This is a genomic window from Pseudomonas sp. P1_C12 (assembly GCF_056406435.1).
Window position 1 is genome coordinate 66,110 of the sequence record NZ_JBFUAE010000006.1, and the last position, 18,357, is coordinate 84,466.

At 53.5% G+C, this 18,357-nt stretch carries 17 protein-coding genes; 15 read left to right on the plus strand and 2 right to left on the minus strand.

Translation table 11 applies throughout. From position 1 onward, the window contains the following. Positions 1 to 6 precede the first annotated feature (6 nt). The 12 genes from purU to AC1D19_RS12600 all read left to right on the plus strand — a co-directional run bounded on the left by purU (position 7) and on the right by AC1D19_RS12600 (position 15,977). On the plus strand, positions 7 to 864 hold the full coding sequence (purU, locus tag AC1D19_RS12545) for a formyltetrahydrofolate deformylase (RefSeq protein WP_046035443.1): 858 nt from the start codon (positions 7 to 9) through the stop codon (positions 862 to 864). A 58-nt stretch (positions 865 to 922) separates the two neighbouring features. Then, positions 923 to 3,373, plus strand: coding sequence for a GcvT family protein (locus tag AC1D19_RS12550; protein ID WP_477763391.1), 2,451 nt, complete (start codon positions 923 to 925; stop codon positions 3,371 to 3,373). Positions 3,374 to 3,777: 404 nt separating this feature from the next. Then, on the plus strand, positions 3,778 to 4,872 hold the full coding sequence (locus AC1D19_RS12555; protein WP_477763392.1) for an ABC transporter ATP-binding protein: 1,095 nt from the start codon (positions 3,778 to 3,780) through the stop codon (positions 4,870 to 4,872). A 31-nt stretch (positions 4,873 to 4,903) separates the two neighbouring features. Next, positions 4,904 to 6,184, plus strand: a complete 1,281-nt coding sequence (locus tag AC1D19_RS12560) for an ABC transporter permease (protein ID WP_477763393.1) — start codon at positions 4,904 to 4,906, stop codon at positions 6,182 to 6,184. A 3-nt stretch (positions 6,185 to 6,187) separates the two neighbouring features. Next, positions 6,188 to 7,036 carry an ABC transporter permease gene (locus AC1D19_RS12565; protein ID WP_253561585.1) on the plus strand — a complete coding sequence of 283 codons (849 nt, stop codon included), beginning with the start codon at positions 6,188 to 6,190 and terminating at the stop codon, positions 7,034 to 7,036. Between the two features lie 22 nt (positions 7,037 to 7,058). Further along, positions 7,059 to 8,117 (plus strand): ABC transporter substrate-binding protein, encoded by a 1,059-nt coding sequence (locus AC1D19_RS12570; protein WP_477763394.1) that lies wholly within the window; start codon positions 7,059 to 7,061, stop codon positions 8,115 to 8,117. Positions 8,118 to 8,153: 36 nt separating this feature from the next. After that, positions 8,154 to 8,933 (plus strand): 2-amino-4-hydroxy-6-hydroxymethyldihydropteridine diphosphokinase, encoded by a 780-nt coding sequence (folK, locus tag AC1D19_RS12575; RefSeq protein ID WP_477763395.1) that lies wholly within the window; start codon positions 8,154 to 8,156, stop codon positions 8,931 to 8,933. 47 nt (positions 8,934 to 8,980) lie between these two features. Further along, positions 8,981 to 9,406 (plus strand): GlcG/HbpS family heme-binding protein, encoded by a 426-nt coding sequence (locus tag AC1D19_RS12580; RefSeq protein WP_414924995.1) that lies wholly within the window; start codon positions 8,981 to 8,983, stop codon positions 9,404 to 9,406. Positions 9,407 to 9,523: 117 nt separating this feature from the next. Continuing rightward, the gene (gene glyA, locus AC1D19_RS12585) at positions 9,524 to 10,780 is read left to right on the plus strand and encodes a serine hydroxymethyltransferase (RefSeq protein ID WP_477763396.1); all 1,257 of its coding nucleotides are present in this window, start codon (positions 9,524 to 9,526) and stop codon (positions 10,778 to 10,780) included. Positions 10,781 to 10,811: 31 nt separating this feature from the next. Further along, complete coding sequence (locus tag AC1D19_RS12590; RefSeq protein ID WP_477763397.1) at positions 10,812 to 12,188, plus strand: L-serine ammonia-lyase; 1,377 nt, start codon at positions 10,812 to 10,814, stop codon at positions 12,186 to 12,188. A gap of 427 nt (positions 12,189 to 12,615) precedes the next feature. Continuing rightward, entirely contained in the window at positions 12,616 to 12,924 is a 309-nt protein-coding gene (locus AC1D19_RS12595; RefSeq protein WP_477763398.1) for an MFS transporter, read from the plus strand. Between the two features lie 41 nt (positions 12,925 to 12,965). Next, positions 12,966 to 15,977: a DEAD/DEAH box helicase gene (locus AC1D19_RS12600; RefSeq protein ID WP_477763399.1), complete on the plus strand. Its 3,012-nt coding sequence runs from the start codon at positions 12,966 to 12,968 to the stop codon at positions 15,975 to 15,977. Between the two features lie 175 nt (positions 15,978 to 16,152). Here AC1D19_RS12600 and AC1D19_RS12605 read toward each other — a convergent pair whose 3' ends face one another. Further along, positions 16,153 to 16,593, minus strand: coding sequence for an antitoxin Xre/MbcA/ParS toxin-binding domain-containing protein (locus AC1D19_RS12605; RefSeq protein ID WP_477763400.1), 441 nt, complete (start codon positions 16,591 to 16,593; stop codon positions 16,153 to 16,155). Positions 16,594 to 16,646: 53 nt separating this feature from the next. Then, positions 16,647 to 16,955 carry a helix-turn-helix domain-containing protein gene (locus tag AC1D19_RS12610; RefSeq protein ID WP_477763401.1) on the minus strand — a complete coding sequence of 103 codons (309 nt, stop codon included), beginning with the start codon at positions 16,953 to 16,955 and terminating at the stop codon, positions 16,647 to 16,649. Between the two features lie 92 nt (positions 16,956 to 17,047). Between AC1D19_RS12610 and AC1D19_RS12615 the strand changes: the two genes are divergently transcribed. Genes AC1D19_RS12615 through AC1D19_RS12625 form a run of 3 tightly spaced genes read left to right on the plus strand, consistent with a single transcriptional unit; the run spans position 17,048 to position 18,347 of the window. After that, a complete protein-coding gene (locus AC1D19_RS12615) occupies positions 17,048 to 17,476 on the plus strand; it encodes a hypothetical protein (protein ID WP_477763402.1) in 429 nt (142 codons plus the stop codon). A gap of 12 nt (positions 17,477 to 17,488) precedes the next feature. After that, complete coding sequence (locus AC1D19_RS12620) at positions 17,489 to 17,863, plus strand: hypothetical protein (protein ID WP_477763403.1); 375 nt, start codon at positions 17,489 to 17,491, stop codon at positions 17,861 to 17,863. Then, positions 17,853 to 18,347 (plus strand): hypothetical protein, encoded by a 495-nt coding sequence (locus AC1D19_RS12625; RefSeq protein ID WP_477763404.1) that lies wholly within the window; start codon positions 17,853 to 17,855, stop codon positions 18,345 to 18,347. The genes AC1D19_RS12620 and AC1D19_RS12625 overlap by 11 nt, the downstream gene beginning before the upstream one ends. Positions 18,348 to 18,357 lie beyond the last annotated feature (10 nt).

Consider the following 18,357-nt stretch of genomic DNA (forward strand, 5'->3'; position numbering starts at 1 on the left):
TCTGAAATGAGCGCCAAGCGTACCTATACATTCGCTTTCGATTGTCCAGACCGGGTGGGAATCATCACCCGCACGGCTGGCCTGTTCGCCAGTCATGGCGGTTGGGTTGAAGAGGCCTCGCAGTTCTCTGACGAAGAGAGCAATCGCTTCTTCAGTCGCATGGTTGTTCGCGCGGAGACCCTGCCGTTTGACATCGAAGTGTTGAAACGCAAAGTCGAACCGCTCGCACAAGAGATGTCGATGAACTGGCGGCTGGTCGATAGCGACCAGCGCAAGCGTGTGGTGCTGATGTGCAGCAAAGGCTCGCACTGCATGACCGATCTGCTCGATCGCTGGAAGACCGGTGATCTGGTCTGTGATATCGCCTGTGTGATTTCCAACCATGAGGATTTGCGCAGTCTGGTTGAGTGGTACGGCATTCCATTCGAATACGTACCGGTCGACAAAGACAACAAGGCCGCAGGGTTTGCCAAAACCGAACAACTGATCGATGAGTACCGCGCGGACTGCATCGTTCTCGCTCGTTACATGCAGATTCTTCCGCAGAACCTGTGTGAAAAATACCGCCATAAAGTGATCAACATTCATCACAGCTTCCTGCCCTCGTTCATCGGCGCAAAGCCGTATCACCAGGCGTCCCGTCGTGGGGTAAAGCTGATCGGCGCGACCTGTCACTACGTGACCGAAGACCTCGATGAGGGGCCGATCATTGAACAGGACGTCGCGCGCGTCAGCCACGAACAGTCTGTCGATGATCTTGTGCGGTTAGGCAAAGACGTCGAAAAAACCGTATTAGCCCGTGGGCTTCGAAACCATCTCGAAGATCGAGTGCTCGTGTACGGCAATAAAACCATCGTGTTCTAAGCACCCCCCAATCGTCGAGCCAGTTGCCCTGCCTGGGGGGCTGGCCCTGGAGTTTAAAATGAGTAATACCGTTCCGAGTTCGGCTCGTGTCGTCATCGTCGGTGGTGGGGTTATCGGGTGCAGCGTTGCATACCACCTGACCAAACTGGGCATCAAGGATGTCGTGCTACTGGAGCGCAAGACGCTGACCTGTGGCACGACCTGGCATGCCGCCGGCCTGGTGCCGACCCTGCGTGCGACTTACAACATGAGCATGCTGGCGAAGTACAGCGCTGGTCTGTACGAGGGCCTTGAAGCAGAAACCGGCCAGGCCACTGGCTTCGTGCGTAACGGTTCCTTGAGCGTCGCGACTCACCAGGAGCGTTTCACCGAACTCAAGCGCGGCGCGTCGATGGCCAAGCTCTGTGGCTTTCCATGTGAAGTGGTCAACCCTGAGCAAGCGCTTGACCTGTGGCCACTGCTGAACATCGAAGACATCGTCGGTGGCGTGTATTTGCCACTGGACGGTGTGGTCAACCCAGTTGACGTCACCCAGGCGCTCGCCAAGGGCGCTCGAATGGGCGGCGCTAAAATCATTGAAAACACCCAGGTCCTGGATATCAAGATCAAGGATGGCAAGGCCGCAGGTGTCGTCACGGCTCAGGGCGATATCGACGCTGAGTTCGTGGTGAACTGCGCCGGTATGTGGGCGCGTAATTTCGGCAAGAAAGCCGGGGTCAACATTCCCCTTCACGCCGCAGAACACTACTACGTGGTCACGGAGCCGATGCCGGAAATCAACGGCATCATGCTGCCGACACTGCGTGACCTGGACTACTACAACTACTTCAAGACCGACGCCGGCAAACTGTTGATTGGCACCTTTGAGCCCAATGCCAAACCGTGGGGCCATGAAGGCATTCCCGACAGCTTCAGTTTTGATGAGTTGCCGCCTGATTTCGATCACTTGGAACCCTATCTGGAAGCTGCCATTCGCCGTATCCCGGCGCTGGAGAAAACCGGCCTGCAAGTGTTCTTCAACGGCCCGGAAAGCTTTACGCCCGATGACCGCTACCACTTGGGCGAAGCACCTGAACTGCGCAACTATTTTGTCGCCGCAGGCTTCAACTCGGTGGGCATCCAGTCAGCGGGCGGCGCCGGCAAGGTGTTAGCCGAGTGGATCGCCAAAGGTCACGCCCCGATGGACCTCTGGGACGTGGACATCAAGCGTAATTTGCCATTCCAAGGTAACTCTCAATACCTGTACGACCGCACCACGGAAGGCTTGGGCCTGCTGTATGCCATGCACTGGCCATTCCGTCAGTTCGAGTCCGCTCGCAACGCACGTAAAAGTATCCTCCATGACCGTTTGGTGGCCGCCAATGCCTGCTACGGCGAAGTGGTCGGTTGGGAGCGCGCGAACTTCTTCGCACCGCAGGGCCAGAAGCCTGAATACGGGTATAGCTGGGGCAAGCAAAACTGGTTCGAGTGGTCGGCAGCCGAACACAACGCGGTGCGCAAAACCGTCGGCCTGTTTGATCAAAGCTCCTTCGCCAAGATACTGGTCCAGGGCCGCGACGCAATGTCGGTGCTTAACCGGATTTGCAGCAACAACATTGATGTTGAGCCGGGCAAGATCGTCTACACCCAGTGGCTCAATGAGCGCGGAGGTATCGAGGCCGACCTGACCGTGACACGACTTGAGAAGGAGTCGTTCCTCATCGTCACCGGTCCATGGACGCAGACTCGCGAGCTGAACTGGCTGCGCCGCAATACGCCGGACGAGGCGAATGTGGTCTACACCGATGTCACCTCTTCGATGGCCGTGATCAGCGTGATGGGCCCTAACGCCCGCAATTTGTTGCAACCGCTGACCACCGACGACCTCTCTAACGAAGGCTTCCCGTTTGCCACGTCCAGGGAGATCGAACTCGGCTATGCCCGTGTACGAGCTTCACGTATTACCTACGTGGGCGAGTTGGGCTGGGAACTGTACATCCCGACTGAATTCGCACCAGATGTATTTGACCGAATCGTCGCGGCAGGTGAGCCACACGGCCTGAAATTGTGTGGTTATCACGCCCTGAACTCCCTGCGTATCGAGAAAGGCTATCGCCACTTCGGCCACGACGTGGTGGAAGAGGACACCCCGCTGGAAGCCGGGCTGTCGTTTGCCTCGGACTTTAACAAGGCCGGCGGTTTCATCGGCAAAGAGGCCTTGGTCAAGCAGAAAGCCGAAGGCGTGAAAAAGCGCATGGTCCTGTTCAAGTTCCTCGACCCGGAGGCCACCAACTACCACGAAGAACCGATCTATCGGAACGGAGAAATCGTCGGCCGCACCACCTCTGGCATGTACGGCCACTTCATTGGCGGCAACGTCGCCATGGGCTATGTCTGCAACGCCGAAGGTGCAACGGCTGACTGGGTGAAAGAAGGCAAGTACGAGATCGAGGTGGCCACCAAGCGCTATGAGGTGGAGGCCAGCCTTCGAGCGTTCTACGACCCTGAGATGAACAAAATCAAGTGCTGACCCCCCTGGGCCAACCGTATTAGCGGCGGTCAGGCACGGTATAGAAACGTCATAACAACAAGTCGATTGAATCGCGCAGTGCCCGGAGTCCGACACCGGGCCAGGCGCAAAAATCGCCGGAGACAACCATGAATGCAAAATGCATCGCCAGGTCCAAGTCGTCGCCAACCCCGTCGGGTGCGCAGCTTTGTACCGCTCCATCACACCTTATCGATTCCGGGCTCGCCCTGAGCCTTTTCTGCCGAAAGATTCCTCTTGAGTTTGCCGCGTCGAGCATCAGACACGGGCGTCCGTACGCCTGATTGATGGCTGTCCTGTGTCCACGCGAACAAGAGAAACCGTGTGAGCGCCGTTTAAGACGGCTTCGCACTTAGCTGATCAAAGAATTGCAGAAGGGTGTTCACATGCAAACAGAATCCTTTGTGAGTTTTCGCAATGTGCAGAAGAGCTACGACGGCGAAAACCTCGTGGTCAAAAACTTCAATCTGGATATTCAGCGCGGCGAATTCATCACCATGCTTGGGCCGTCCGGCTCTGGAAAGACAACGTGCCTGATGATGTTGGCGGGTTTTGAAACCGTCACTCACGGGGAAATCTCCATCGACCGCCAGCCGGTTAACGACATCTCGCCACAGAAGCGCGGTATCGGCATGGTCTTTCAAAACTATGCCTTGTTTCCGCATATGACCATTGCTGAGAACCTGGCTTTTCCGCTCAAGGTGCGCGGCCTGTCTTCAAGCGACATCCAAGACAAAGTCAAGAAGTCCCTGGACATGGTCGCCATGGGCGCGCTGGGCAATCGCATGCCGGCACAACTGTCCGGTGGGCAGAAACAACGAGTGGCCCTGGCTCGGGCGCTGATTTTTGAACCTCGCCTGGTGCTCATGGACGAGCCGCTCGGCGCGCTCGATAAACAACTGCGCGAGCAAATGCAGTACGAGATCAAGCGCCTGTCCAAGCAGCTGGGCATCACCGTTGTTTACGTGACCCACGATCAGACTGAAGCACTGACCATGTCCGATCGCATCGCGGTGTTCAACGATGGAGTGGTTCAGCAACTGGCCAATCCGTCCGACCTGTACGAGAAACCCGAGACCGCCTTTGTTGCCAGCTTCATCGGTGAAAACAATCGACTGACGGGGGAGGTCATCGAGCGCGATGGGGAATACTGCCAAGTGCAAGTCGGCAACCTTCGAGTGAAGGCCGTTGCGGCGAAATCCGCGAGTACCGCCCGAGGCACGAAAACCACCTTGTCGATTCGTCCGGAGCGCGTCTACCTCGATCCAACCGACGGTCAATGCGACAACCGGCTTCCGGCCAAAATTCAAGAGCTGATCTATCACGGGGACCACCTGCGTCTTCGGTTGAGCGTCGCGGACCAGGATGACTTCATCGTCAAAGTGGTGAACGGCGTCAACCAGTCGACGCCGACTCCCGGCGCCCTGGTGACCGTAGGGTGGCGTGCTGACGACTGTCGAGCGCTCAACACCGTTATCTAACTTTCGTCACCGCTCACACGGAGATCACTCCATGAATCGCCCTGTAATGTCTGAAGGGCCTGCGGATCGGCTGTTTGTGCAGCCGAAGGTTGGCCAGTCAATAAAGGAAAGCCTGGACAAGGCCGAGCGTCGGAACAAGTTCAAGTCCGTGCTTCTGGTGTTGCCACTGCTGGCGTTTATCGCCGTGTTCTTTCTCATGCCGATTGGCGACATGCTGATGCGCAGCGTGCAAAACGGCACGCTCGCCGACTACATGCCGAACAGTGCAGTCGAGTTGAAGCAGTGGGATCGGCAGGCGCTGCCTGAGGAGAAGACGTTTGCAGTCCTTGGCAATGATATTCTCGTCCTGCTCAAATCGCAGAACCTGGATCGGGTCGGGACTGACTTGAACCGCGTTCAAAGCGGCATGAAGCTGCTGTTGAACAAGACGGCGAGAGGCCTGGAAAAACAGAGTCAGGCAGGGAACACCGAATTCAAGCCGCTGATGATCAGCATCGACAAACGCTGGGGCGAAACCGCAACGTGGTCCCAGCTCAAGGTGATGGCGCCGTCAATTTCCGCGGTGCATTACCTGGCGGCGCTGGATCGTCAATACGACGATAACGGCGACATCGTCCAGCAGCCGGAAAGCCGGCAGATCTATGTCGACAACCTGCTGAAGACGCTGGCGGTAAGTGTCGCGATCACCTTCATCTGCTTTCTGCTGGGCTATCCGCTGGCGTATTTCCTGGCCAGCTTGCCGGACCGCTTCAGCAACCTGCTGATGATCCTCGTGCTACTGCCATTCTGGACATCGCTGCTGGTGCGGACTAGCGCCTGGATCGTGATTCTCCAGTCAAACGGGGTTTTCAACGATGTCCTGCGCAGTCTGGGCATCATCAATCAGCCGCTCGATCTGATGTACAACCTGTACGGCACGATCATCGCCATGACGCATATTCTGCTGCCGTTCATGGTGCTGCCGCTTTACAGCGTCATGCGCGGTGTCGACCAGACCTACATCCGTGCCGCGCACTCCATGGGCGCCAGCTCCATGCGCACCTTTTTCAAGATCTACTTTCCGTTGTCCCTGCCGGGCGTCAGTGCCGGGGGGATTCTGGTCTTCATTCTGGCGGTGGGCTACTACATCACGCCTGCACTCGTGGGCGGCCGCACCGGCCAGATGATCAGCAACTTCATCGCTTATCACATGCAGACGTCCTTGAACTGGGGTCTGGCCTCGGCAATTGCCAGCCTGCTTCTGGTGGTAGTACTGCTGATGTACTGGGTCTACGACCGATTCGTAGGCATTACCAATATGAAGCTGGGGTGAGCCATGAGCCTTCCAAATTACATCGGACCTATTGAGCGCTGCTGGTTTTTCACCGTGCGCGGGTTTGCCCTGCTCGTGCTGCTGTTTCTGGTAGTGCCGATTCTGGTGATCATCCCCTTGTCCTTTAACGTCGAGCCGTATTTCAGCTTCACGACGGACATGCTTCATCTGAGGCCGGAGGCATTTTCCCTGCGCTGGTATCACCAGCTAATCAACGACCCACTTTGGGTGCTGTCGATCAAGAACAGTTTCCTAGTGGCGTGTGGTGCAACTGTGATCGCTACCGCGCTCGGTACGCTTGCGTCCATTGGGCTGAGCCGCGCTGACCTGCCTTACAAGCGCCTGCTCACCGGCATTTTGATTTCGCCGATGATCGTTCCGGTGATCATTTCAGCCGCTGGCATGTACTTTTTTTACAGCAAGTTGGGGATTGGCCAGAGCCTGCTCGCGCTGATCCTGTCGCACGCTGTGCTGGGTACGCCTTTCGTGATTCTGACCGTCACCGCAACGCTCGTGGGGTTCGATCATTCACTGACCCGCGCCGCCGCCAGCATGGGTGCATCGGCGACTTACACGTTTTTCAATGTGACGTTTCCCCTCATTCGCCCCGGCATCATTTCAGGCGGGCTGTTCGCATTCATCACTTCGTTCGACGAGGCGGTGATCGTTCAGTTTTTGGGCGGGGTCGAGCAGCGCACCATCCCTCGTCAGATGTGGTCCGGAATGCGTGAGCAGATTAGTCCCACGATCCTCGCTGCTGCCACGTTGCTGATCATTTTGTCTGTCCTGCTGTTGCTGTCTATCGAAGTCCTGCGCCGTCGTTCGCTCCGCGTTCGTGGAATCACTAATTGATCTGAGATCTAGGGAAGCAGTTATGAAAAAGATGTTGATATGCGCGGTAACAAGCCTCGCGTGTGTGTCTGCGATGGCGCAAGAGAATCTGACGATTGTCACGTACGGTGGCTCATTGGCTGCTGCCCAGACCAAGGCCGCGATCAAGCCATTCAGCGAGAAAACTGGGGTGAAAACTACGTTGGAGGATTACTCCGGCGGCATCGCTCAGCTCAAGGCTCAAGTCGACACCAAAAACGTCACCTGGGACGTCGTCGACATGGAATTACCGGATGCCGTTCGGGCGTGCAATGCGGGGCTGTTCGAACGTATCAACCCGAGCAAGGACCTGGAAACGGGGACGGGCGGCGCCCCGGTTGATGTGGACTTCATCTCCGGCGCCGTCACCGACTGTGCGGTGGCAAACATCATTTGGTCGACGGCGGTCGCTTACAACGTCAACGCGTTCAAAGGTGAGCAGCCCGCAACGCTTAAGGATTTCTTCGACCTGAACAAATTTCCTGGCAAGCGGGGTTTGCGTAAGGCGCCTCAAGGCACGTTGGAGTGGGCACTGCTGGCCGATGGAGTGCCTCGTAATGAAGTGTATTCCACTTTGGAAACCGAGGCGGGTATCGAGCGGGCTTTCGCCAAACTCGACTCGATCAAGAGTCAGGTGATCTGGTGGGAAGCAGGTGCCCAGCCGCCGCAGTTGCTTGCGGACGGCCAGGTCGTAATGACCTCAGCATGGAATGGACGTATCTGGACGGCCCAGACCCAAGAGAAGCAACCATTCAAGATTATCTGGGACGGTCAGCTGTACGACATGGATGTATGGGCTGTGCCGGCCGGCAGCAAGAACAAAGCGCGGGCCATGGAGTTCCTCAAGTTCGCCACAAGCACCCCGGTGCTGGCTGAGCAAAGCAAATACATCGCCTATGGCCCGACGCGTAAATCGTCGCAAGCCTTGGTCAGCGAGGAGATGAAGCCGCATCTGCCGACCTCCCCGGAAAACTTCAAGACAGCATTACAAATGAATGCCGAGTGGTGGGGTGACCATGCCGACGAACTCAATGAACGCTTCAATGCCTGGCTGACAAAGTAAATCTTGCCTTTCCAGCTTTCTCAGGAGTCCAGCGCCATGTCGACTTTGATTTACCTCGGCCTAGGGAGTAACCAGGACCGAGATCATCATTTGGGGTTGGCGTTGGAGTTCCTGGCCGCATTGCTAGTGGATGTTCAGTGCTCCCCGGTCTATTCCTCCGCGGCTGCCGGCTGCGTGGGCGACGATTTTTTTAACGTTGTTCTGTCCGGGCGCACTGATCTATCGCTGGGCCAGTTGAGTGATGTTCTAAAGCGTTTTGAGGCCAGGTACGCGCGCGTGCTGGCTCCTCGAATCGCCTTGCCGCTGGATATAGATATTTTGTTGTATGGGGATTTTGTCGGTGTTTATGAGCATGGGGTGCTGCCAAGGTCGGATCTCATCGATAGACCTTACGTGATGATGCCGCTTGCTGTGCTCACCCCGGAGGGAGTGCATCCCGTCACTGGTAAATCCTATAAAACGATCTGGCTTGAGTTCGAGCGGGACATGCCTGCCGAGGGAAAACCTGTCCTTGTAGCCAGCGACGGGCTGACCCTGCACAAGGGTGAAAAAACCGCTGAGACGGATGATTTTGTAATGGCGAAAACGCTTAAATCACTACGTCTTCGACATGGCCTTACACAGCGCAAACTCGCCGAAAAAGCGCGGGTTACCCATAGCTCCATATCTGTCATAGAAAAGAATCAAGCAAGCCCTGGGGTTAATACGCTGGGCAAGATCCTGTCCGCGCTATCGACTTCACTGCCTGAGTTCTTTGCAGAGATTGAGCGAGGAGGAGCAGAAGTAAAACCCAAGAAGAGAGTTCTAGAGTTTTAAACACGGGTTGAAGTGGTTTTAATTCATCAAATCTGAGGTCGAAGACAATGAAAATGGTACCCAGACTGACAATGGCTGATGCTCAACACATCATGCAAGCTTGTCTTGCGAAAGCCAGGGAACTGGCTGTTGATATGGACATCGCCATTACCGATGACGCCGGTCATCTGATCATGTTTCAGCGTATGGACAATGCGCGGATCACCAGTATCGACATTGCCATCAGCAAATCCTTCACGGCCGCCGCCGCACGTAAATCGACGCGCGCCTATGGCGAAATCAGCGTGCCAGGCAAACCGGCCTTCGGCATCAACACCAGCAACCAGGGACGTTTTTCCATTGTCGCCGGTGGACTGCCGCTCTTCATGCAAGAGTTCATCGTGGGTGGGGTAGGGTGCAGTTCAGGTACTCCCGATCAGGATGAGATTGTGGCGCAAGCCGGCGTCAATGCCTTTACCGCCTATATCAGCTGATCAACTCAAAAACTCCAAAGTCGATCATCTAGCGCGTTCACGTTCGCTGTTGGAAGCGTTTCTGCGCGCTTGATTTCCTGATCCGAACAAAAATAAAAGTTGAAGGAGAGATAAACAATGTTCAGCCAGCAAGACCAAATCCAGGGTTACGATGACGAACTGCTGAGTGCGATTGATGCAGAAGAGCGCCGCCAGGAACAGCATATTGAGCTGATTGCTTCAGAAAACTACACCAGTCAGCGGGTGATGGAAGCCCAGGGCAGTGGGTTGACCAATAAGTATGCTGAAGGTTACCCAGGCAAGCGTTACTACGGCGGCTGCGAGCACGTCGATAAGGTCGAGCAGTTGGCGATCGACAGAGCTAAGGAACTGTTTGGTGCAGATTACGCCAACGTTCAGCCGCACTCCGGCAGCCAGGCTAACGCTGCTGTTTACCTGGCACTGCTCCAGCCGGGTGACACCGTATTGGGGATGAGCCTGGCCCACGGTGGGCATTTGACCCATGGTGCCAAAGTTAGTTTTTCCGGAAAGCTCTACAACTCGGTGCAGTACGGGATCGATACCGTGACGGGGTTGATCGATTACGACGAAGTCGAGCGGCTGGCGGTCGAGCATCAGCCGGAGATGATCATTGCCGGGTTTTCCGCTTATTCGAAAACCTTGGATTTCCCGCGCTTTCGCGCCATCGCTGACAAGATCGGTGCTTACCTGTTCGTCGATATGGCCCACGTGGCTGGATTGGTTGCGGCAGGTCTGTATCCAAATCCACTTCCTTACGCACACGTAGTCACGACCACCACGCACAAGACGCTACGCGGTCCCCGTGGAGGTTTGATTCTTGCCAAAGGTAATGAAGACCTTGAGCGCAAACTCAACGCCGCAGTTTTCCCAGGCGGGCAGGGCGGCCCATTGATGCATGTGATCGCCGCAAAGGCTGTGTGCTTCAAGGAAGCGCTGGAGCCTGGATTTAAAACGTATCAACAGCAGGTGATCAAAAACGCCAAGGCGATGGCGAGTGTGTTTATCCAGCGTGGTTATGACGTGGTCTCGGGTGGGACCGACAACCATCTGTTCCTTGTCAGCCTGATCCGCCAACGGCTGACGGGCAAGGATGCCGATGCCGCTTTGGGCCGCGCGCACATCACGGTCAACAAAAATGCCGTACCGAATGACCCACAGTCGCCGTTCGTAACTTCTGGCTTGCGCATTGGAACACCTGCGGTGACTACACGTGGATTCCAGGAGCCCGAATGCAGCGTCCTTGCCAGCTGGATCTGCGACATCCTCGATAAACTCGGTGATGCCGAAGTCGAGGCCCGTATCGCTGCGCGGGTTTCAGAGTTGTGCGAGCGTTTCCCGGTCTACAAAGCCTGATCAACCACCAGCATTCGCTGCGGAGTTTAGTATGTCGCTGAGTGTTTTTGATCTGTTCAAGGTGGGCATCGGTCCTTCCAGCTCGCACACCGTCGGTCCCATGCGCGCAGCCGTGCGCTTTGCCGAGGGGCTTAGGGATCAAGGCTTGCTGGAGCAAGTGGAGAGTGTTCGGGCAGAGCTGTACGGTTCTCTCGGCGCCACAGGAAAAGGGCACGGAAGCGACAAAGCCATACTGTTGGGGTTGGAAGGGGAGTACCCGGATACGGTCGATACCACGGCAGTAGAGGCAAGGTTGGTGGTGATTCGCGGTTCTGGAACCCTGAAGCTTTTGGGGGAGAAGTCCATTCGCTTTGTCGAGAAAGAGCACATGGCGATGATCCGTAAGCCTCTGCCCTATCATCCCAACGGTTTGGTCCTACGCGCTTTCGACAAGGCTGGCTTACAGATTTGCAGCCGTGAGTACTACTCGGTGGGCGGCGGGTTTGTGGTGGATGAAGACGCGATGGGACTGGACCGCATCGTCGAAGACCGAACGCCCCTTCGTTATCCATTCCTGACCGGGCGGGAACTGCTTGAGCAGTGCACGCGTAATGATCTCTCGGTCAGCCAGCTGATGGCCGAGAACGAGAAGGCATGGCGTAGTCCGGAGCAAACTCGTCAGGGTCTGCTGCATATCTGGCAAGTGATGCAGGACTGCGTGCTTGCTGGTTGCCGCACCGAAGGCATCATGCCTGGTGGGCTGAAGGTCAAACGTCGTGCTGCGGCATTGTACCGTCAGCTCAGTGGCAGTCCTGAGGCCAACTTAAGGGACAGCCTTTCAGTACTCGATTGGGTCAACCTTTACGCCTTGGCGGTTAATGAAGAAAACGCCAGTGGGGGCCGTGTAGTGACGGCACCTACCAACGGCGCTGCCGGGATCGTCCCGGCGGTACTTCACTATTACCGCAGGTTTGTACCCGGGGCGGATGAAGAAGGGGTGCAGCGTTTCCTGCTCACCGCCGCCGCAATCGGAATTCTTTACAAGGAAAACGCCTCGATCTCTGGCGCAGAAGTCGGTTGCCAAGGTGAAGTGGGTGTGGCTTGTTCGATGGCGGCTGGAGCGCTTTGTGAAGTACTTGGCGGAACGGTACAACAAGTAGAGAACGCGGCGGAAATTGGCATGGAGCACAATCTCGGCCTGACCTGTGATCCCATCGGTGGCCTCGTTCAGGTGCCCTGCATCGAGCGAAATGCCATGGGCTCGGTGAAGGCCATCAACGCCGCGCGCCTCGCTTTGCGTGGTGATGGGCAACATTTTGTCTCGCTCGACAAGGTGATCCGCACCATGCGTCAAACGGGAGCGGACATGAAAAGCAAGTACAAGGAAACCGCGCGAGGCGGTCTGGCGGTGAACATTATCGAATGCTGAATCAGTGGGTAGGTACTAGGGGGCAGAGTGATCTGCCTCATCCAGGATGAAGTTCGGACATGAGTTGTGGTAACGACCGGTTAACTAGGTCTTTCGGGTATGACAGAACTGATTGACCTCGATGGTCGGCGACTTCAGCCGCGGCGGTAGGATGGCAACCTCGGAAGGTTGTCATCGCTGCTAGCGAGTCGTTTTGGGACGTTTGCCATCAAATCCGTTCGTTAAAGGATGTGACCTGACGCGACGAAAGTGGAGCTTCCGACCCTATGTTTCGCTTGATGACTTCTCCTGCGAGGTAGGCATCAACGGTGCTCTGACCCGTACTGATTCTAATAAGGAATGGATTGGCTTTCTTATTTATCGCTTTTTCTGACTGCGTAGAATGCTGAACATGGCTGCTCCAATAAACATAAAAAAAGGAAGGTCCATGACTGCTTTCGCCACCACCGACACTGCCGCCCAGGTGGCTAGGTCCAAGTATCGTTGGGTTGTCCTGTCTGTCATCGTCATTGTCTACATGCTAGCCGCTGCCGATCGTGCCAACATCGGTATCGCTTTGCCCTACATCCAGAAAGAATTTGGCGCGAGCAACGCCCAGGCGGGGCTGCTCGTCAGCGCTTTCTTTCTGTTTTACTCCTTAGGGCAAATTCCAGCAGGCTTTCTGCTCTTGTGGATTCGGCTCCTGATACCAGATCATGGCACTCTGCTACTCTTGCTAGGCACGACGCATACCTAGCAAGTTTACATTAGCACTCCTTAATCGCATGGAAGTCTGTTGTGGATATTTTAGAATATTTGGACTCTGCAAAAGAAAAATTGAGGAGCTGCCAACTGGAGGCAGTGCGCAGCTTCGTTGCGTATGCTGAAGAGAATGAGTCAGATAGAGGTTTTCTGATAAATCTACCAACAGGTGCAGGAAAGACTGGGGTGATTTCGCTTATATCGCATCTGTCCAAGGCTTCAAAGATACTTGTCATATGTCACCGGAAAGCTGTTAAGGACCAGCTATTCCGGGAGATATCGAAAAAATTCTTCCGGGTCACAATTCAAGATGAAAACTTCGATCTGAAAAAAACGTACCGAGATTATAATTTTGACCAAGGTGAAGGCATCTACATTACTAGCTTTCAAAAGCTGACGGTGCTTGGGGATCAAGAGCTTGAAGACGTTCAAAAAGATTTCGATTTGATCATAGTTGATGAGGGGCACTCTGAGCCGTCCCCTGTTTGGCGGGAAATAATACGCCAGTCCTCTGCCATGAAAGTAGTCGTTACGGCGACACCATATCGAAATGACTTATTCGAATTGAATGTCAGTACGGAACATTTTTTCGTTTTTACTTTCAAAGAGGCTGTCGTTGATGGGGTCATTACGGAACCTCTCTACGAACAAGTTTCCAATGACCTTAGGTTGCTCGAAAAAATCAAAGAGTATCTTGGTTCTGATGACAGTTTGAAGTGTATTGTTAAGTGTAAGAGTCTTGAGGAAATACAGAAATACCACGATCTTTTGTCTCCATTGTTTGTAACAGCAAGCGTACATGAGCGATTAGAAATCGACGATGGACAAAATAAATTCAAGCGAGTCGGCCCAGCGCTTAAGGTCGAAAGGCTTAGAGTAATCATCCATCAACACAAGTTAGATGAAGGAGTTGATATTCCCGAAGCTAAACTATTAGTTTTAACTTACGAGTTGGGGAGTGGCCGTGAGCTAGTACAGGCTGTTGGCCGAATCGTTCGGCATTATGGAGAAGCGCAACCTTTGGTGCTGGACCTCAGCCGCGGTGCAAATGAGGGAATGTGGGAAGGTTATCTGAAATTCGACGATTATCTTGCCAGCGGAGGGGCTTCAGAATTTGTAAGCTCTCTCAGTACAAGTTACTTGATTGAGTCCTTTCTCGAAAGTTTTCCTAAATATAGCTATTTCGATGGGCGATTTAAGGAACGTGTCGACTTAAATCAACTAAATCCGGAAGATGATCTTAAAATTCCTAATGCCTCAGTATGCTTTATACAGAAGGAAGAGGACTTTTCTCTGCCTCTATTAATGGACAGGTTGTACTGGGAAGTCCATGGGGCTGGGGCTCTAGTCAAGGTGTATGAGGATTTCCTTGACTTAAAAGTAATGGTCTATGTGGAGTTCAATAGTTCAAAGTTCTTCTCAAGCAAACTTTTTTTTGAGCCGAAGCTTCACGTGATAATCGTGAAAGAAATTGAGTCTGGTGTAGCGGTGTTTGATAGTGGAGGTGGACGTTACTACAATCAAGAGAAGTACCGTCTGCGTAATGCTATCCATATTGATAAGCTTACGGCATTAGCAGCCAAGACTAAATTTAATAAGATTAAAGAGACTCATGCCCGAGCTATTGGGCAAGCTGTCCGTCGCCCAGAGTCTGTGGCGTTAAAAGGGGAAAATCTTGACGGTAGCCGCAGTAACCAGAGCAACTCTCGATACGCTTTAACGATGGTAAAAGTCGATAATATTGGACTGGATGGTAAGAGAGACAGTAGCTTCTATATTGGCGCTAGATCTGGGCGGGTAGTAGACCAGAAGGAGTCAAATTTCACATTGTATGATATTTCACAGTGGATCGACGCTATCAGTCAGTGTATCCAGGCAGGCGGCAACGCTGGACGACTTATAAAATCTTATGCTCAACCTATATCCGACAAACCAGATACAGAAATTCTTTCTGTGCTACTGGATTTTACTGAGCTGGCTGGCCCTACACCGATTGGGCATGGCGAAATCCATGCTGAGTTTCTTTATGTAGATTACAAAAACGGGATTAGTTTTAACGCTCAAGGCGAAAAAATAGAGTTATCCCTTATATATTTGGATGATGCTTCTTGCTTTGAGGTTCAACTTTGCGGCGAATCTAATGAAAGGGATGATCACGAATGGGTGGTTGAGTATTTAAATCACGGCCATCGATTGAAGATATTGTATGAGGATGGCGTTACGTATCTAGGTGGTACGTTCTATAAACTGGCATTACCTTATGAGCGTGGGATTACCGCTCAGGACAGTTTTTCAGGTAATTCGCTCTTCCCCCTTGTTGAAATGCTGGGTGTAAATCTCAAAGAAAAAGGCCATGTTGACGATCATAAGTATCACCGTACCACTAGAGATAGCTTCGATCCTGATTCGATCTTCCATCTTATAGACAAGTTGAAGGGGTACGGAGACCCAGCTACTCCCCTCGGCAATCTAGGGCCTTTTGCCAAGTTCATTCCAGGTTGCGACCTCGTTTTTTGCAGCGACATGGGGGTTGAACCAGGTGATTTTATTTTGTCTTCACCAGAGAAACTTTGCTTTGTTCATGTTAAATGCGGTGAAGCTCGGCGGCCAAAATCCTCAGCAGGTGCCATCGCAGAGGTTGGCAGCCAAGCTATAAAAAACATCCATATGCTTGTATCAAGCGATAAAAAATTTAAACCCGGAAATTTTTCAACGTGGCACCAGGCTTGGCCCGCGAATACTGCGGACTTTCCATTGGATACTCGCTACAGATTGGTCGACGGAAGAGTGAACTATCCTGCTCCAGCTGACGACTCTCTCTCCAAACGTGTATGGGATCTTATATGCACGCGCAGAACATCAATGCGATGTAAAAAAGAGATTTGGATCGTGACTGGTAACTCGTTTTCCGCCAAGCACTTCATTAAAAGTATGGAGAATCCGCTCGTTTGTCAGCCTGCAAGTATTCAGGCATATCAGCTTATTGAGGATTGGCTAAGCACAGCGGATGAGTTAGATGTGGATCTAAAGATTTTCACTGCTCCATAAGCTGTTTCGGAAGCGCTTGTCAGGCATGAGGTAACAGTATTTTTGCATTTAGGGCGTCCTCCAATGGGCGCCTAGCCCAACATCCTTACCCGGCCAATGCTTCAGCCGCTGCGAGTTTAAGTAATTGAGGAGAGCAGACTGCTGAGTTTGCTCGTAGAAATCGCAACGAACCGGGTCATACGGTGACCCCATGCTCAAGCTTCCAGATGAAGGTTTCAACGGTATTTATACCCACGAAGGTAGAGAGCAGCTCAACTGGCGTCTTCTGGCCCAAGGCCAGGGCTGGTCGAGTTATCCATTCACGCATAGCTAATTGATCTCCCTCGAATAGCCCGAGCGCGGATCGAAGGACGAGGGCGATGCTGTAAAGGTAGTCGCTTTCAGTTGAAGTCAGCTTGCCTGTCTTCAACCATCGCCGGCGCGCGGACTTCTTCACCTCCAGTAGCGACGCCAGCGCTGATGGGGACAGTCCAACCAAAGCACTCAGCTCATCGAAAAATGACGCAGGCAGCCCGGCGCGAATGAGCTTTGAGGTCGTGACCCAATCCACTCGTTCATCGAGCATGCTCAGAAAGTCAGTGGTGCTTCGTGATGTTGCTTGAGTGTGTTTAGCCATATCAGCCTCTCGGGACACCAACACAGGTCGATGTGCATGGCGCTAGATACTAGCTATTCATCCGAAGGCGCATCCTGGCTCGTCGAGAGATCAAAGGCCAAATCGGTCCTGACTTTCTCAAAAAGCGATTGCAGGTCCTCGTCCGGCGATCTTTCCAGGTAGCACCCAATGATGAGGCTTGCGGGGTGAATATTCATGAAGGCTGCGAACTGCTCAATCTTCTCAATCGTCGGAGACTTCAGCCCCCGTTCCAACTGGCTGATGTAGGTCCGGCTTGATACCAACGCAAACGCGTCCTGACTGAGCCCTCGCCGCGACCGTAAATTCCTGAGGGCGCGGCCAAGAGCGATATTCAGTTCCATTTTCTCATCTCATAAAAGAGATGATGAAGCACGAAATGAACACTATAATGCCACGCACTATAGTGTTCATTTGCGCTTTTTTGGGAAATTATATGTTCGAAACCTACGAGGCAGCGAGGCTGCCGGGACTGCCGTCGTTCGAGCAAAACACCACCCGTTGGGCGTTCATTGCTCAGGCCTCAAATCGGGAGTGGTTCTACGTGACGCATCAGTATTTTCAAGCCGGGGATGCCAATAGCGTGTGCTCCCAGCAGTTCCTGATTCCCGACGTAATCGGTTTGATGAGCTTGGTGCGATCCGACACGCCTGACGCTTTCGTCCGCTCGGTTCAACTCGTAACACCAGGTTGGATGAATGGCAGCGAAGAGTGGTGTATGGAGCCCCTTCTAGGGTTGATTGCCTTGCCAGGAGAAGAGAGCAGTAATAGGTATGCATACGAGGTTGCCGGTGGCGGAATTTACCCCACCCAACATGCGAGTGCAGCGCAATCCATGGGTCAGAAAATATGGCCGGTTCGATAGGAGGCGACACAGGTGAGTCCACATCTTGAGCATTTGCTCTGCAAACCAAATCTTTCGCTTTTCCCTAACGCCCAGATCGTCAACGACCATTTTTTCTGGGGCTTCGAATGCGGTGATGGATGGTTCGACATCCTGAATCACGCGTTCGCTCTCGTTTCAGCGCGGACAGACATTAATCCTGAATGCGGTGAAGTGGTCATCGAAGAGGTGAAAGAGAAATTTAGTGGATTGAGGATTTACTATCGTGGTGGAGATAGCTTTGTAGAGGGCGTACTGAATCTAGCGGAGGCAGCGTCAGTGAACATATGCGTGATATGTGGCAATCGCGCACCTAATAGACGGATGCATTATCACCACCCTCGATGCGAGATCCATTATGGCGAATGAGCCGATGAGGTTTGGGATGGTAAACCGGAATGGGCTCATCGATGATTTGAGGAGCTACTTCTATAGGGAAGGCCATCTCATCGAGCTAGACGACGTAAAAAAGTACGTGTCCTCGCCCAGGCTGTTCGATCTCATGATTCGAGCGCTGCCGGCAGAGGGGCTGGTGCATGTAGGAGATTCATTTCTAGATAAGAGGACAATGCTTGCCGATGGGCCTCAGCCTACTTACGGGATCCCATTGCACGGCTGGATGAGCATCCACGAGCGGTTTGAGTTGGTTGACGTCTCTCACGTGAATGACCTCAGCATCGCGAAGGTTCAGGTCTGGCCATTTGATCCCGCGAGTCTCGGCGAAGCAGAAATGCGATTGGCAGTGGCTTTATCGTATACAGCTGCGGAGTTATACGCAGAACCGAGAATTGTGGGTTCGCTCAACGATGTTCTCAATGAGCTGGGGTTCTGGGTTGATCCTGAGCGGTACTGATATTCGGTGA

Coding starts and splice junctions, on each gene's coding strand:
- AC1D19_RS12605 (WP_477763400.1), bottom strand. CDS start 16,593: ATGGCTAAACACACTCAAGCAACATCACGAAGCACCACTGACTTTCTG.
- AC1D19_RS12615 (WP_477763402.1), top strand. CDS start 17,048: ATGTTCGAAACCTACGAGGCAGCGAGGCTGCCGGGACTGCCGTCGTTC.
- AC1D19_RS12595 (WP_477763398.1), top strand. CDS start 12,616: ATGACTGCTTTCGCCACCACCGACACTGCCGCCCAGGTGGCTAGGTCC.
- glyA (WP_477763396.1), top strand. CDS start 9,524: ATGTTCAGCCAGCAAGACCAAATCCAGGGTTACGATGACGAACTGCTG.
- AC1D19_RS12565 (WP_253561585.1), top strand. CDS start 6,188: ATGAGCCTTCCAAATTACATCGGACCTATTGAGCGCTGCTGGTTTTTC.
- AC1D19_RS12570 (WP_477763394.1), top strand. CDS start 7,059: ATGAAAAAGATGTTGATATGCGCGGTAACAAGCCTCGCGTGTGTGTCT.
- AC1D19_RS12625 (WP_477763404.1), top strand. CDS start 17,853: ATGGCGAATGAGCCGATGAGGTTTGGGATGGTAAACCGGAATGGGCTC.
- AC1D19_RS12580 (WP_414924995.1), top strand. CDS start 8,981: ATGAAAATGGTACCCAGACTGACAATGGCTGATGCTCAACACATCATG.
- AC1D19_RS12610 (WP_477763401.1), bottom strand. CDS start 16,955: ATGGAACTGAATATCGCTCTTGGCCGCGCCCTCAGGAATTTACGGTCG.
- AC1D19_RS12550 (WP_477763391.1), top strand. CDS start 923: ATGAGTAATACCGTTCCGAGTTCGGCTCGTGTCGTCATCGTCGGTGGT.
- AC1D19_RS12590 (WP_477763397.1), top strand. CDS start 10,812: ATGTCGCTGAGTGTTTTTGATCTGTTCAAGGTGGGCATCGGTCCTTCC.
- folK (WP_477763395.1), top strand. CDS start 8,154: ATGTCGACTTTGATTTACCTCGGCCTAGGGAGTAACCAGGACCGAGAT.
- AC1D19_RS12555 (WP_477763392.1), top strand. CDS start 3,778: ATGCAAACAGAATCCTTTGTGAGTTTTCGCAATGTGCAGAAGAGCTAC.
- purU (WP_046035443.1), top strand. CDS start 7: ATGAGCGCCAAGCGTACCTATACATTCGCTTTCGATTGTCCAGACCGG.
- AC1D19_RS12560 (WP_477763393.1), top strand. CDS start 4,904: ATGAATCGCCCTGTAATGTCTGAAGGGCCTGCGGATCGGCTGTTTGTG.